Raw genomic sequence first — 14,205 nt, forward strand, 5'->3', positions numbered from 1 at the left:
CTACCGCCGCGCGCGGCGTGCGGATCCGGGGCTCACAGGGAGCGGGAGTTCATCCGCCCCAGGAGCAGCGTCTCGGCCCGCACGGCGTTGCGGAACGTCTGCAGGTGCAGCGACTCGTTGGGGCTGTGCGCGCGCGAGTGCGGGTCCTCCACGCCGGTGACGAGGATCTGCGCGCCCGGGAACTCGCGCACCAGGTCGGCGATGAACGGGATGGAGCCGCCGACGCCGAGGTCTACGGGGTCCTTGCCGTAGCCGTCGCGCATCGCGTCGCGCGCCTCGGCCACCGCCCATCCGGTCGTGTCGACGAGGAACCCGTCGCCGAGGTCGACGTCGCTGAACGTCAGCTCCGCGCCGAACGGCGCGTGCGCGCGCAGGTGCGCCTCGATCGCCGCGTAGGCCTCGCGGGCGTCCTGGCCCGGCGCCACGCGGGCGCTGACCACGACGGTGACCTCGGGCGAGAGCGTGTTCGACGCGGCGGCGACGCTCGTGAAGTCGATGCCCGTGACGGTGATCGACGGCTTGTTCCAGATGCGCGACAGGATGGTGCCGTCGCCGATCGGCTGCACGCCGTCGGGCAGTCCGGCCTCGTCGCGCAGCGTCTCCTCGCTGTAGTCGGGCGTCTCGGCGTCCCGCGCGCGGAGCCCCTCGACCGCGACCGACCCGCGGTCGTCCCACAGGGTCGACAGCAGCTTGATGGTCGCGAGCATCGCGTCGGGCACCGCTCCCCCGAACATGCCGGAGTGCGAGGCGTGCTCGAGCGTGCGCACGGTGAGGTGGAACTTCGCGTTGCCACGCAGGGAGACCGTGACGGCGGGCGTCTCGGAATCCCAGTTACCCGAGTCCGCGACCACGATCACATCGCTGCGCATCGCGTCGGCGTTGTCCGACAGGAACCGCGCGAACGAGCGGGAGCCGTACTCCTCCTCGCCCTCGATGAACAGCACGATGCCGAGATCGAGGTCGTCGCCCACCACCTCGCGCAGCGCGCGCAGCGAGGCGATGTGCGCCATCACGCCGGCCTTGTCGTCGGCGGCTCCGCGGCCGTACAGGCGGCCGTCGCGGACCGTCGGCTCGAACGGCGGCGTCTCCCACAGGGCCTCGTCGCCCGGCGGCTGCACGTCGTGGTGCGCGTAGAGCATGACCGTGGGGCGGCCGTTCCGCGCGGCCCGGGTGGCGAGCACCGCGGGCTGACCGTGCTCGGACATGCCGGGGATCTCGGCGGTGAGCACGCGCACCTCGTCGAAGACCCCGGTGTCGCGCGCGAGCTCGGCGATGGTCGCGGCGCTGCGCTGCAGCTGCTCCTGATCGAACGCAGGCCACGCGATGCCCGGGATGCGCACCAGCCGGCCCAGATCGCCCAGAGCGGCGGAGATCCCTCCCTCTGCGGTCTCGAGCAGCGCTGCGTCGATCGTTCCAGCTTCCACAGAAGGCTCCGAAGTCATGCGGGTAATCTTAGGTCGATCCCCTCTCCACCGATCCGAGGTGCACACCCGTGAGCAAGACCCCCGCCGTGAACGACGGCGCTTCGAACGGCACGACCCTGAACGGCCAGCCGGTCGGCGACGACGCCGCGGCCGGCAAGGGCCGCCCCACCCCCACGCGCGCCGAGCGCGAGGCCGCCCGCAAGCGCCCGCTCGTCGCGAACACCAAGGAGGCCAAGGCCCGCGCCCGCGCCGAGCTGCGCGAGCGCCAGGACCGGGCGCGGATCGGCATGGCGAACGGCGAGGAGCGCTACCTCCCGCTGCGCGACAAGGGCCCGCAGAAGCGCTTCGCCCGCGACTACACCGACGCCGGCTGGCACCTGGGCGAGCTGCTGATGCCCGCCATGATCGTCGTGATCATCGCGACGTTCATCCCGCTCGACTTCTTCCAGTACTGGTCCTTCGTGGCGCTGTGGATCTTCATCTTCTTCGTGATCGGCGACATGATCATCCTGTCCGCCACGGTCAAGAAGAAGGCGGCCGCGAAGTTCGGCAAGGAGAAGCTCGAGAAGGGCCTCGGCTGGTACTCGGCCATGCGCTCGGTCCAGATGCGCTTCATGCGTCTGCCGAAGCCGCAGGTCAAGCGCGGCGAGTTCCCCGTCTGATCCCCACGCGACACGACGACGCCCCCGGCCGTCACGGCCGGGGGCGTCGTTCTCGGTCGGTCAGCGTGCCGCGCGGATCGCGGACAGGCCCGCGTTGATCTCGCAGGCCCACAGCGGGCCGCGGTAGAGGAACGCCGTGTAGCCCTGCACGAGGGTCGCGCCGGCGTCCAGGCGCTCCTGGACCTCCTCGGCGGTCTCGACCCCGCCCACGGAGACGACGCAGAAGTCGTCGGGCACGGCGGCACGCACCGTGCGCAGAACCTCGAGCGAACGGGCCTTGAGGGGCGCGCCCGACAGGCCGCCCGCTCCGGCCGCCTCGACCGTCGCGGCGTCGGTGGCGAGGCCCTCGCGGGAGATCGTGGTGTTGGTGGCGATGATGCCGGCGAGGCCCTCGTCGACGGCGAGGCGCGCGATCGCCTGGATCTCGTCGTCCGGCAGATCCGGCGCGATCTTCACCAGCAGCGGCGTGGCGCCCGCCGCCTCGCGCACCGCGCGCAGCAGCGGGGCGAGGGTCTCGACCGCCTGCAGGCCGCGCAGTCCCGGGGTGTTCGGCGACGACACGTTGACCGCGAGGTAGTCGGCGAGCGGGGCGAGCATCCGGGCGCTCTTGACGTAGTCGGCCGTCGCGTCGGCGACGTCGACCACGCGGCTCTTGCCGATGTTCGCCCCCACGACCGCACCGGTGCGGCGCAGCCGCGCGAGCCGCCGGGCGGCGGCCTCGGCGCCGCGGTTGTTGAAGCCCATGCGGTTGACGACCGCGCGGTCCTGGATCAGGCGGAACAGGCGCGGCTTGGGGTTGCCGTCCTGCGGGACGGCCGTGACCGTGCCGATCTCGACGTGCCCGAAGCCGAGCGCCTCGAGCCCGCGGACGCCGACCGCGTTCTTGTCGAAGCCGGCCGCGACGCCGAACGGCGACGGGAAGACCTGGCCGAGCGCCTCGACGGCGAGCTCGGGCGCCGGACGCGTGAAGCGGTGGACCAGCGGCCGGACCGGCCAGGTGCCCGCCACGCGGATCACGGCCATGCCGAGGTGGTGCGCGAACTCGGGGTCGAGGCGCGCGAGGACATGGCGGAAGACGAGGGGATACATCCCTGTCAGGCTATCGCGAGCCGGTGCCTCACTCGGACTCGTCGTCGACGTCCGCCGGGGCGTCGGCGCGGGAGGCGCGCGCGTGGTCGGCGCGGAGCTCCGCGATCGACGCCTCGAAGTCCTCGAGCGACTCGAACGCCTGGTAGACGCTCGCGAAGCGCAGGTACGCGACCTCGTCGAGCTCGCGCAGCGGACCCAGGATGGCCAGCCCGATCTCGTTCGCGTCGATCTGGCTGAGGCCGGTCTGGCGCACGGCCTCCTCGACCCGCTGGGCGAGGATCGCGAGGTCCGCGTCCGTCACCGGACGCCCCTGGCACGCCTTGCGCACGCCCGAGATCACCTTGTCGCGGCTGAACGGCTCGACCGCGCCGGAGCGCTTGATGACGTTGAGGCTCGCGGTCTCGATCGTCGAGAAGCGGCCGCCGCACTTGGGGCACTGCCGGCGCCGCCGGATGGACAGCCCGTCGTCGCTCGTGCGGGAGTCGATCACTCGGGAGTCGCCGTGACGGCAGAAGGGGCAGTGCATGACCCGAAAGCCTACGCCGTGACGCCTGGGAGTTCCGGAGCCCGGCTCAGCCGCGCACGTCGCCGAAGCGCGCCGCGACCGCCTCGCCGTGCGCGGGCAGCGCCTCGGCCTCGGCGAGCGCCAGGATCGCGTCGCGGACGTCGGCCAGCGCGTCGCGGTCGTACTCGATCACCTGCTGCGGACGCAGGAACGTGTGCGATCCCAGACCCGCCGCGTAGCGCGCCTGGCCGCCCGTGGGCAGCACGTGGTTCGATCCGGCGAGGTAGTCCCCGAGGCTCACGGGCGTGTACGACCCGACGAACACGGCCCCCGCGCTGGTATAGCGCGGCGCGGCGCCCGCCGCATCCGCGATGTGCAGCTCGAGGTGCTCGGGCGCGTAGGCGTTGCTGAACGCCTCGGCCGCGGCGGCGTCATCGACGAGCACGATGGCGGACTGCTCCCCCGCCAGTGCCGTCGCCACGCGCTCGCTGTGGCGCGTGGCGGCCGCGACGCTCTCGACCTCGGCGGCGACGGCCTCCGCCAGCGCGGCGGACGGCGTGACGAGCACGGCCGACGCCTGCTCGTCGTGCTCGGCCTGGCTCACGAGGTCGTAGGCGATCAGGCGCGCGTCGGCCGTGTCGTCCGCGACGATCAGGATCTCCGTGGCGCCCGCCTCCGAGTCCGTCCCCACCACGCCGGCGACCGCGCGCTTCGCGGCCGCGACGAAGTTGTTGCCGGGGCCGGTGACGACGTCGACGGGCTCCAGCCCGATGGCGTCCACGCCGTGGGCGAGCGCTCCGATCGCGCCCGCGCCGCCCATCGCGTAGACCTCGTCGACGCCGAGCAGGCCGGCGGCGGCGAGGATCGTGGGGTGCACGCGGCCGTCCTGGTCGCGCTGCGCGGGCGAGGCGAGCGCGACGCTCTGCACGCCGGCGACCTGCGCGGGCACGACGTTCATGACGACGCTCGACGGGTACACGGCCTTGCCGCCCGGCACGTAGACGCCGACGCGCGAGACCGGCTGCCAGCGCTGCGTGACGCGCGCGCCGGCGCCGAGATCGGTCGTGCGCGGTGCGGGGACCTGAGCGGCCGACGCCTCGCGGACACGCCGGATGGCCTCCTCGAGCGCGGCGCGCACCTGCGGGTCGAGGGCGTCGACGGCCTCCGCGATGTGCTGTGCGGGAACGCGCACCGAGTGCCCGGTCACGCCGTCGAACCGCTCGGCCTGCTCGCGCAGCGCGACCTCGCCGCGCACGCGGACGTCCTCGACGATCTCGGCCGCGACATGCAGCGCGGTCGCCCTGGCCTCTGCGGCCCGAGGGACGATCGCGAGCAGTTCCGCGGTGGTCAGCGTGCGGCCGCGGAGATCGATGGTGCGCATCCCCCTATTCTGTCAGCCGCCGAGAGGGGGGGGATCCGCCGTCGTCAGCCGCGCGTGATGCCCGAGGTGTCGTGCAGGTAGCCGATCCGGCCGTCGTCGTGGCGCACGACGTACGTGTCGCCGCGGTCCTCGACCACGAGCGCCCATGCGGTGGGCCCGATGCGGAACAGCGGAGCACCGTAGGCGTCCACGACGTCGCGCTCCTCCGGCACGAGCGCCCAGAACGCCTGCTGCACGGGCGCCTGCTGCGCCGCCGCGGGCTCGGGCTCCGGCTCGGGGGCGGGCGCCGGCTCGGGCGCGGACTCCGGCTCGGGGGCGGGCTCGGCGGCCGGGTAGGCCTCGGTCGGGCCGGTGGGCTCGTCCTGGGCAGGAAGCACCGACGTCGCGTCGTCATCCGTCGCGGGCGCGCCCACCGGCTCCGGCTGAGCCTGAGGCGCCTCGGCGGGCTCCGGCGAGGCGGGACGCTGGTGCGTCGCGTCGGCGTCTGCCGCGGCGGCCGGGGCGGGCGCCTGCAGCGGATACTGCTGGCCGTACGCGGGCGCGCCGACCGGGAACCGGCCCGCCGACGGAGCGTAGGCCGGCTGCCCGTACGGCTGGCTGGGCTGACCGTAGGGCTGCTGGCCGTAGGGCTGACCGTACGGAGCCTGGCCGTACGGCTGCGGGGCATACGGGGGCTGACCGGGCTGCGGCGCACCGTAGGCCGGCTGTCCGTAGCCGGGCGCACCGTACGGCTGGCCCTGCTGGGGCGCGCCGTACGGCGGCGCGGGCTGCGCCCACTGCTGCGGGGCGACCGGCTGGGGCTTGGGTCGCACGATCACGCCGCGGGGGTCGCGGGCGGTCGGATGCGCCGGCGTCTCGGCACGGCGCTCGAAGTCCTCCTTGAACGGCGCGACGTGCGGCGCGACCACCGTGAGGAACACGCCGCCGAGCGTCGCTAGCAGCTGCAGCCACACGACCCACGTGGTGATCACTCCGGGGCCGTCCACCGCGAGGCCGTACCCGAGGGTGCTGAGCCACATCACGGCGGCGACGGAGAAGGACACCGACGCGAACTGGTCCACGGACAGGGAGCCGACGCGCGCGATCCGGCCGGGCTGGGTGCGACGCAGCACCAGGAGCACGCCCGCGGCCACCGGGAGGCCCACGGCGAGCACCCAGTCGAGTGAGGCGCCCCAGATGGGCATGTAGCCGAAGTCGTAGATCGAGAAGAAGGAGAGCAGCAGGATGAGGCCCGACAGGCCGACCAGGATCGCCTCACGGCGCGTGAACGGACCGACGCCCGGCAGCGCGTCGGGGTCCTGCGGCGCGGCCGGCTCGGCCGCCGCCGGCTCCGGCTGCGGCGCGGCCGGCTCCGGGGCTCCGGACGGCGGCTGCGCCGCCTGCGGTGCCGCGGCGGCCTGGCCGTCGGGCTGCTCGGGGGCGGGAGAACCGGGGTTCTGGTCGGTCACGCTGATCCTCTCCGGTGCCGTCGTCGTCACGGCCCTCGATCCACCCGGTCACCCGGGCGCGGTTGCGGTCGATCCTACCGGCGGGACCTGTGGCCTCTCGCGGGGCACCTCTCCCCCCGCGGCCGTCACGCCGGGCGCGTCATCGCCGGCCGGTCACCCCAGGCACTGGGGCCCGAGCAGCGACTTGAGGTCGCCGAACAGGTCGGCGGTGATCCGGACCGGCATCGGCACCTCGAACACCTTCGCGGTGCGGCCGCGGTGCATCCGGAGGCGCACCTCGGTGTCGCCCGCGTGGCGTCGCAGCACGTCAGCGAGGTCCTGCACCACCTGCTCGGTGGCGCGCTGCTCCGGCAGCACCAGGGTGAGCGGGCCCGCCTCGTCGAACGAGCCGACATCCGGGGTGAACGCCGACTGGGCGTGGAGGTTCATCCCGTCGTCGCGGCGCGAGACGCGGCCGCGCACGACCAGGATGGCGTCCTGCTGCAGGATCGGCTGGAACTCGGTGTAGGTCTTGCCCATGAACATGACCGTGACCTCGCCCTCGAAGTCCTCGACCGTGATCATGCCGTAGGGGTTTCCGCTCGACTTGGCCACGCGGTGCTGGGCGCTCGTCACCAGCCCCGCCACCGTGACCTGGTCGCCGTCCTGCAGATCCTCCGACGCCAGCAGCGCGCTGATCGTGATCGTGCGGTGCTTCGCGAGCGGCACCTCCAGGCCCGCCAGCGGATGATCCGACACGTACAGCCCGAGCATCTCGCGCTCGAAGCCGAGCTTGTCCTTCTTGGTCCACTCGGGGCGGTCCGGCACCTTCTGCACCGACTGGGGCTCGTCCCACAGGCTGTCGAAGTCGAAGCCGATCGCGCCGCCGGCGGCGTTGCGCTTGTCGGTCACGGCGACCTCGACCGCGCTCTCGTGGATCTCCACGAGAGCGCGTCGCGTCGCCCCCATGGAATCGAACGCGCCGGCCTTGATCAGCGACTCGACCGTGCGCTTGTTGGCCACGTGGAGCGGCACACGGGCGAGGAAGTCGTGGAACGACGTGTACGGCCCGTCCTCGCGCGCGGCGATGATGCCGTCGACGACGTTCGAGCCGACGTTGCGGATCGCGCCGAGGCCGAAGCGGATGTCTTCGCCGACGGCAGCGAAGAAGCCGATCGACTCCGAGACGTCCGGCGGGAGCACCCGGATGCCCATCCGGCGGCACTCGTTGAGGTACAGCGCCAGCTTGTCCTTCGCGTCGCCGACGCTGGTCAGCAGCGCGGCCATGTACTCGGCCGGATAGTGCGCCTTCAGGTACGCGGTCCAGTACGACACGAGGCCGTAGGCGGCCGAGTGGGCCTTGTTGAACGCGTAGTCCGAGAAGGGCAGCAGGATGTCCCACAGCGCCTTGATGGCGCCGTCGCCGAAGCCGCGCTCCTTCATGCCGGCCTCGAAGCCCTCGTACTGCTTGTCGAGCTCGGACTTCTTCTTCTTGCCCATCGCGCGGCGCAGGATGTCGGCCTGGCCGAGACTGAAGCCGGCCACCTTCTGCGCGATCGCCATGACCTGCTCCTGATAGATGATCAGGCCGTAGGTCGTGTCGAGGATGTCGCGCAGCGGCTCCTCGAGCTCCGGATGGATCGGGGTGATGGGCTGCAGCCCGTTCTTGCGCAGCGCGTAGTTGGTGTGCGAGTTCGCGCCCATGGGACCCGGGCGGTACAGCGCGATGACGGCCGAGATGTCCTCGAAGTTGTCGGGCTTCATCAGTCGCAGCAGCGACCGCATGGGCCCGCCGTCGAGCTGGAACACGCCCAGCGTGTCGCCGCGGGACAGCAGGTCGTACGCCGCGCGGTCGTCGAGCTGGAGGTGCTCGAGGTCGAGCTCCTCGCCCCGGTTCATCCGGATGTTGTCCAGCGCGTCCGAGATGATCGTGAGGTTGCGCAGGCCCAGGAAGTCCATCTTGATGAGGCCCAGGGACTCGCACGCCGGATAGTCGAACTGCGTGACGATCTGGCCGTCCTGCTCGCGGCGCATGATCGGGATGATGTCGAGCAGCGGCTCGCTCGACATGATGACGCCGGCCGCGTGCACGCCCCACTGGCGCTTCAGGCCCTCGAGGCCCACCGCGCGGTCGTAGACGGTCTTGGCCTCGGGGTCGGTGTCGATCAGCGAGCGGAACTCGCCGGCCTCCTTGTACCGCGGGTGCTCGGGGTCGAACATGCCGTCGAGCGGCATGTCCTTGCCCATGACCGCGGGCGGCATGGCCTTCGTGAGCTTCTCGCCCATGCTGAACGGGAAGCCCAGCACGCGGCCCGCGTCCTTGAGCGCCTGCTTCGACTTGATGGTGCCGTACGTGACGATCTGCGCGACGCGCTCCGAGCCGTACTTCTGCGTGACGTACTCGATGACCTCGCCACGGCGACGGTCGTCGAAGTCGACGTCGAAGTCGGGCATCGAGACGCGGTCGGGGTTCAGGAAGCGCTCGAAGATGAGGCCGTGCTCGAGCGGGTCGAGGTCGGTGATGCGCATGGCGTACGCGACCATCGAGCCGGCTCCCGAGCCGCGGCCGGGGCCCACGCGGATCCCGTTGTCCTTGGCCCAGTTGATGAAGTCGGCGACGACCAGGAAGTAGCCCGGGAAGCCCATCTGCAGGATGATCCCGGTCTCGTACTCGGCCTGCTTGCGGACCTTGTCGGGGATGCCGTCCGGGTACCGGTAGTGGAGGCCCTTCTCGACCTCCTTGATGAGCCAGCTGTCCTCGGTCTCGCCGTCGGGCACCGGGAAACGGGGCATGTAGTTGGCCGAGGTGTTGAACTCGACCTCGCAGCGCTCGGCGATCAGCAGCGTGTTGTCGCACGCCTCCGGGTGGTCGCGGAACAGGTGGCGCATCTCCTGCGCGGTCTTGACGTAGTACCCGTCGCCGTCGAACTTGAACCGGTTCGGGTCGTCCAGCGTCGATCCGGACTGCACGCACAGGAGGGCCGCGTGCGCGTCGGCCTCGTGCTGGTGCGTGTAGTGCGAGTCATTCGTGGCGACCAGCGGGATCCCGAGGTCCTTCGAGATCCGCAGCAGATCGGTCATGACGCGGCGCTCGATCGAGAGGCCGTGGTCCATGATCTCGGCGAAGTAGTTCTCCTTGCCGAAGATGTCCTGGAACTCCGCGGCGGCCGCGCGCGCGGCCTCGTACTGCCCGAGGCGCAGCCTGGTCTGGATCTCGCCCGACGGGCATCCCGTGGTCGCGATGAGGCCCTTGCTGTACGTCTGCAGCAGCTCGCGGTCCATGCGCGGCTTGAAGTAGTAGCCCTCCATGCTCGACAGGGAGCTCAGCCGGAAGAGGTTGTGCATGCCCTCCGTGGTCTGGCTCCACATCGTCATGTGGGTGTACGCGCCGCCACCGGACACGTCGTCGCTCTTCTGGTCCGGCGACCCCCACGCGACGCGCGACTTGTCGCTGCGATGCGTGCCGGGCGTGACATAGGCCTCGAGACCGATGATCGGCTTGACGCCGGAGGCCTGCGCGGCCTTGTAGAACTCGAACGCCGCGAACGTGTTGCCGTGGTCCGTGACCGCGATCGCCGGCATGCCGTACTCGGCCGCGGCCTGGGTCATCGCCCCGATCTTGGCTGCCCCGTCCAGCATCGAGTACTCGCTGTGCACATGCAGGTGGACGAAGGAGTCGGAGGCCATGGATCGAGTCTAGGTCGGACCCCCGACACGTCCGCCCGGCCGCCCCGGGTGTCAGGACGCCGGGCGGGGCGGACCCGGCCGACGACCCCTCAGTCCGCGCCGGAGGCGCGCGTGTCGATGCGGCGGGTGAGGTCGTCGAGGCGGGCGATCACGTCGTCGCACGCGCTCGCGGCCGTCCAGAGATCCGGGTGCGTCCGCCGCAGCGCGCCGGACCCGCCGTGGCGCGACAGCGCGCCGAGGTCGCTGCGGAGGTTCGCCCGCGCGCAGGACAGTGCCGCGCGCAGGGCCGCGGCGGCCGACACGACGTCGGCGAGCAGGGTCGGCTCGACGCGGCGGGCGATGCGCTCCAGGTCGCCGATCGCGTCGCGCGCGAGCGCGGCCAGGGCCGCGGACGAGCGCGCGGCGGCCAGCGCCGCCTCGTCCCGTGCCCGGTCGTCGCCCGCCCGGAGCGCCGCTCCGAACGCCGCCGAGGCCGCCGCGTCGGCGTCCGCGCGGTCCAGCGCGGCCTGCGCGAGCGCGCGGGCCCGCCGCTCCACGCCGGACTCCTCCGCGTACGAGGCCACCATCGCGACGAGCGCGGCGGCCGACGCCAGCATCACGCCCGCGGCGGCGCCTCCCCCGGGGTCCCCGCCGCGCTGCGACAGCCGGTCGATCCACTCGCCGATCGTGGTCTCGCGCGCCGGACGCCGGCCGCTCGGGGCGTACGTCCGATCCGTCGCGGTGCCGGGCTTCGCACGGAGATCCATCGTCATCACGCCATCGTCCTCGCCCGGCCGGATCCTCGCCACGGGCTTGCCGAACGATGCTGAGGCCGCTAAGGAGCACGGATCCTCGGGCCTCAGCCCCGGAGGTCGAGGCGCATCAGCACCCGCGGAAAGCCGCCCGAGACCGAGTCGGTGTCCGCGACCTTCGTGAACCCCTCGCGCTCGAACAGTGAGCGGAAGCCGACGAACGCCATCGTCTGGTCGACCTTCTCGCCCCGGTTGTCCACCGGATATCCCTCGACGGCGGGCGCGCCGCGCTCTCGCGCGAACTCGACCGCGCCGTGGAGCAGCCGCGGCAGGACGCCCCTGCCCCTGTGCCCGGGCCGCACCCGCAGGCACCACACGCTCCACACCGGCAGGTCGTCGCGTGCGGGATCTTGGTGCTGCGCGCGAACTGGGTCTCGGAGCGCGGCGCGACGCCCGCCCATCCGACCGGTTCGCCGTCGTCGTACGCGAGCACGCCCGGCGGCAGGTCGGACTCGCACATCCGGCGCACGTACTCGGCCCGCTCGGGCCCGCGCAGCGACGAGTTGAGCTTCGACGGGATCCGATGGCTCAGGCACCAGCACACGTTCGCATCGGGGTTCTTGGGCCCCACGAGCGCGCGCACGCCCTCGAAGCGGTCGCCGGACGCACCTCGATCGCCATGCGGCCAGCGTGGCACCGGCCTCCGACATCCGCGAGACCTACTCCCCGCGCAGCACCGCCAGCGCGTGCGCCAGGTCGGCGGGATAGTCCGACGTGAACGTCACCCAGTCGCCCGTGGCCGGATGCGCGAACGACAGCTCGTGCGCGTGCAGCCACTGGCGCGTCAGGCCGAGGCGCGCCGACAGCGTCGGGTCGGCGCCGTAGAGCGGATCGCCGACGCACGGGTGGCGGTGGGCGGCCATGTGCACGCGGATCTGGTGCGTGCGCCCGGTCTCGAGGTGGATCTCGAGCAGCGACGCGCCGGGGAACGCCTCGATCGTCTCGTAGTGCGTGATCGAGTCCTTGCCGTCGGGCGTGACGGCGAACTTCCACGAGTGGCTGGGGTGCCTCCCGATGGGCGCGTCGATCGTGCCGACCAGCGGATCCGGATGCCCCTGCACCACCGCGTGGTAGATCTTGTCGACCGTGCGCTCCTTGAACGCGCGCTTCAGCACGGTGTAGGCGTGCTCGGTCTTGGCCACGACCATGAGGCCGCTCGTGCCGACGTCGAGGCGGTGCACCACGCCCTGCCGCTCGGACGCGCCGCTCGTCGCGACGCGCACGCCTGCCGCAGCGAGGGCCCCGAGCACGGTCGGCCCCTCCCACCCGATCGAGGGGTGGGCGGCGACGCCGGCCGGCTTGTCGACCACGACCATGTGGTCGTCCTGGTACGCGATGCCGAGGTCCGGCACCGCCACGGGCACGACGCGGGGCTCCTCCTTGGGGCGCCACTCGACGTCGAGCCAGGCCCCGCCGTGCACGCGGTCGGACTTGCCGACCGCGACGCCGTCCAGCTGCACGCCGCCGGCCTCGGCCACCTCGGCCGCGAACGTGCGCGAGAAGCCGAGCATCTTGGCCAGGGCCGCGTCGACGCGCGAGCCGTCGAGCCCGTCGGGGACGGGAAGGCGACGCGACTCCATCAGTCCTCCCGGGGCGCGTCGGCGGCCGCGGCGCCGGGCGACGGATCGGCCGCCGCGGCGTCGGCCTTGGGTGCGCGGCGACCGTCGAGCCCGACGCCGAACAGGGTGAGCGCGGCCACCGCGATCATGCTGCCCACGATGAACACGTCGGCCACGTTGTAGATCGCGGGCATCATCCACGGCGTCGAGATGAAGTCGACCACGTGACCCACGGCGAACCCGGGATCGCGGAACAGGCGGTCGGTGAGGTTGCCGAGCACGCCGCCGAGCAGCAGGCCCAGGACGACGGCCCAGACGCGCGAGTGCACGCGCGTGAACGCGAGCCACACGATGCCGCACGCGACGACCGCGAGCGCGATCGTGAAGATCCACGTGACGCCCTCGCCGATGGAGAAGGCGGCTCCGGGATTGAGCACGAGGTACCACTGGAGCACCTCGCCCAGGACGGGCACGGGCGTCTGCCACTCGAGCGACGTCAGGGCGAGATGCTTGGCGAACTGGTCGGCGGCCAGCACCAGGACCGCGAGGATCGCGATCGTGATGCTGGCCGCCGCCGTACGCAGGGGTGCGCGGTCCGTCAAGACCGGCTCAGAGGCCGATCGCCGAGACCGGCGTCTCGCCCGAGGCCGAGCCCGAGGCGTCGAGGTCCTTCAGCTTCGCCTCGAAGTAGCTGCGCAGCTGCTGGCGGTAGTCGCGCTCGAACTGACGCAGCTCGCTGATGCGGCCCTCGAGGGTCGTGCGGTCCTTCTCGTACTTCTCGTTGAGCTCGCGCTGGCGGCTCTCGGCCTCGCTGACGAGGCGCTCGGCCTCCGCCTTGGCGTCGGCGATGAGCTGCTCGGCGGTCTGCTTGCCCTCCGCGACGTGCTCGTCGTGGAGGCGCTGCGCGCGCTCGATGATGCTCGCGGCGCTCGACGCCGTGGTCGACACGGGCTCGGCGGAGGGAGCGGCCTCGGCGGCCGGCTCCTCGGCGGCGGGCTCCTCGGCCGGCTGCTCCTCGACGGGAGCGGCGGCGGCGACCGGAGCGGCGGAGGGAGCGAGCTCACCCGACTCGTACTTGGCGAGCTTGGCCTTCAGCTCGTTGTTCTCCTCGATCGTCTTGCGCCACTCGACGACGATCTCGTCCAGGAAGTCGTCGACCTCGTCCGGGTCGAAGCCCTCCTTGAACCGGACGTGCTGGAACTGCTTGGTGACGACGTCATCCGGCGTCAATGCCATGGGTGGCTCCTCTTCCGTGGGGTGTCTGTGGCCGTGGGCCGAGCCCGGGCACTTCTCCGTGAGCAAGCATAGCCGCCGCACCGGATGCCGCCGAGGGACGATCGTGCGCGGCTCAGAGCATGGTGAGCGACCGCGTGACCGACAGCAGCACGAAGCAGAGCAGCATGGTCAGCGCGAACGCGAAGTCGATCGCGATGCCGCCGATCCGCAGGGGCGGGATGAACCGCCGGAAGAAGCGGATGGGCGGATCCGTGAGGGTGTACACCACCTCGGCGACCACGAGCAGCGCCCCCTTGGGGCGCCACTCGCGATTGAACATCGGGATGTACTCGAAGATCAGCCTCGCGAACAGCACGAGGATGTAGATGAGCAGCAGGAAGTTGACGATCGAGGCGATCAGCCCGATGACGGTCACCATCGCAGACGAGACGACGAGCAGACGCG

The 14,205-nt window shown here is 72.1% G+C and carries 12 protein-coding genes and 1 pseudogene; 1 reads left to right on the forward strand and 12 read right to left on the reverse strand.

The genetic code is table 11. The annotated features are described in order from the left end of the window. Positions 1–32: 32 nt before the first annotated feature. The gene (locus tag B5M43_RS07045; protein ID WP_134746290.1) at positions 33–1,442 is read right to left on the reverse strand and encodes a dipeptidase; all 1,410 of its coding nucleotides are present in this window, start codon (positions 1,440–1,442) and stop codon (positions 33–35) included. A gap of 50 nt (positions 1,443–1,492) precedes the next feature. Here B5M43_RS07045 and B5M43_RS07050 point away from each other — a divergent pair, with 50 nt between their 5' ends. Further along, a complete protein-coding gene (locus B5M43_RS07050; RefSeq protein WP_082543119.1) occupies positions 1,493–2,086 on the forward strand; it encodes a DUF3043 domain-containing protein in 594 nt (197 codons plus the stop codon). Positions 2,087–2,146: 60 nt separating this feature from the next. On the opposite strand, the gene B5M43_RS07055 is transcribed toward B5M43_RS07050, so the two are convergent. From B5M43_RS07055 to B5M43_RS07105, 11 genes and pseudogenes are all read right to left on the reverse strand, one after another. Further along, positions 2,147–3,175: a quinone-dependent dihydroorotate dehydrogenase gene (locus tag B5M43_RS07055; RefSeq protein WP_134746289.1), complete on the reverse strand. Its 1,029-nt coding sequence runs from the start codon at positions 3,173–3,175 to the stop codon at positions 2,147–2,149. A gap of 28 nt (positions 3,176–3,203) precedes the next feature. Next, positions 3,204–3,701, reverse strand: a complete 498-nt coding sequence (gene nrdR / locus B5M43_RS07060; protein ID WP_134746288.1) for a transcriptional regulator NrdR — start codon at positions 3,699–3,701, stop codon at positions 3,204–3,206. 46 nt (positions 3,702–3,747) lie between these two features. Further along, the gene (hisD, locus tag B5M43_RS07065; protein WP_055991776.1) at positions 3,748–5,061 is read right to left on the reverse strand and encodes a histidinol dehydrogenase; all 1,314 of its coding nucleotides are present in this window, start codon (positions 5,059–5,061) and stop codon (positions 3,748–3,750) included. A 44-nt stretch (positions 5,062–5,105) separates the two neighbouring features. Beyond that, complete coding sequence (locus tag B5M43_RS07070; RefSeq protein WP_230667761.1) at positions 5,106–6,509, reverse strand: hypothetical protein; 1,404 nt, start codon at positions 6,507–6,509, stop codon at positions 5,106–5,108. A gap of 153 nt (positions 6,510–6,662) precedes the next feature. Continuing rightward, the gene (dnaE, locus tag B5M43_RS07075) at positions 6,663–10,175 is read right to left on the reverse strand and encodes a DNA polymerase III subunit alpha (RefSeq protein ID WP_134746287.1); all 3,513 of its coding nucleotides are present in this window, start codon (positions 10,173–10,175) and stop codon (positions 6,663–6,665) included. 89 nt (positions 10,176–10,264) lie between these two features. Beyond that, positions 10,265–10,927, reverse strand: coding sequence for a cyclodeaminase/cyclohydrolase family protein (locus B5M43_RS07080; RefSeq protein WP_134747184.1), 663 nt, complete (start codon positions 10,925–10,927; stop codon positions 10,265–10,267). 86 nt (positions 10,928–11,013) lie between these two features. Beyond that, positions 11,014–11,587, reverse strand: a pseudogene (locus B5M43_RS07085) (GNAT family N-acetyltransferase). Between the two features lie 38 nt (positions 11,588–11,625). Next, the gene (locus B5M43_RS07090) at positions 11,626–12,546 is read right to left on the reverse strand and encodes an RluA family pseudouridine synthase (RefSeq protein WP_055991765.1); all 921 of its coding nucleotides are present in this window, start codon (positions 12,544–12,546) and stop codon (positions 11,626–11,628) included. Then, positions 12,546–13,127: a signal peptidase II gene (locus B5M43_RS07095; RefSeq protein ID WP_055991762.1), complete on the reverse strand. Its 582-nt coding sequence runs from the start codon at positions 13,125–13,127 to the stop codon at positions 12,546–12,548. The genes B5M43_RS07090 and B5M43_RS07095 overlap by 1 nt, the downstream gene beginning before the upstream one ends. 7 nt (positions 13,128–13,134) lie before the next feature. Next, positions 13,135–13,761: a DivIVA domain-containing protein gene (locus B5M43_RS07100; RefSeq protein WP_134747182.1), complete on the reverse strand. Its 627-nt coding sequence runs from the start codon at positions 13,759–13,761 to the stop codon at positions 13,135–13,137. A gap of 112 nt (positions 13,762–13,873) precedes the next feature. After that, positions 13,874–14,176: a YggT family protein gene (locus B5M43_RS07105; protein WP_055992005.1), complete on the reverse strand. Its 303-nt coding sequence runs from the start codon at positions 14,174–14,176 to the stop codon at positions 13,874–13,876. Between the last annotated feature and the right edge of the window lie 29 nt (positions 14,177–14,205).

This window comes from Microbacterium sp. MEC084 (assembly GCF_004514465.2).
Lineage (GTDB): Bacteria > Actinomycetota > Actinomycetes > Actinomycetales > Microbacteriaceae > Microbacterium.

Coding starts and splice junctions, on each gene's coding strand:
- B5M43_RS07045 (WP_134746290.1), bottom strand. CDS start 1,442: ATGACTTCGGAGCCTTCTGTGGAAGCTGGAACGATCGACGCAGCGCTG.
- B5M43_RS07055 (WP_134746289.1), bottom strand. CDS start 3,175: ATGTATCCCCTCGTCTTCCGCCATGTCCTCGCGCGCCTCGACCCCGAG.
- nrdR (WP_134746288.1), bottom strand. CDS start 3,701: ATGCACTGCCCCTTCTGCCGTCACGGCGACTCCCGAGTGATCGACTCC.
- hisD (WP_055991776.1), bottom strand. CDS start 5,061: ATGCGCACCATCGATCTCCGCGGCCGCACGCTGACCACCGCGGAACTG.
- dnaE (WP_134746287.1), bottom strand. CDS start 10,175: ATGGCCTCCGACTCCTTCGTCCACCTGCATGTGCACAGCGAGTACTCG.
- B5M43_RS07080 (WP_134747184.1), bottom strand. CDS start 10,927: ATGACGATGGATCTCCGTGCGAAGCCCGGCACCGCGACGGATCGGACG.
- B5M43_RS07090 (WP_055991765.1), bottom strand. CDS start 12,546: ATGGAGTCGCGTCGCCTTCCCGTCCCCGACGGGCTCGACGGCTCGCGC.
- B5M43_RS07100 (WP_134747182.1), bottom strand. CDS start 13,761: ATGGCATTGACGCCGGATGACGTCGTCACCAAGCAGTTCCAGCACGTC.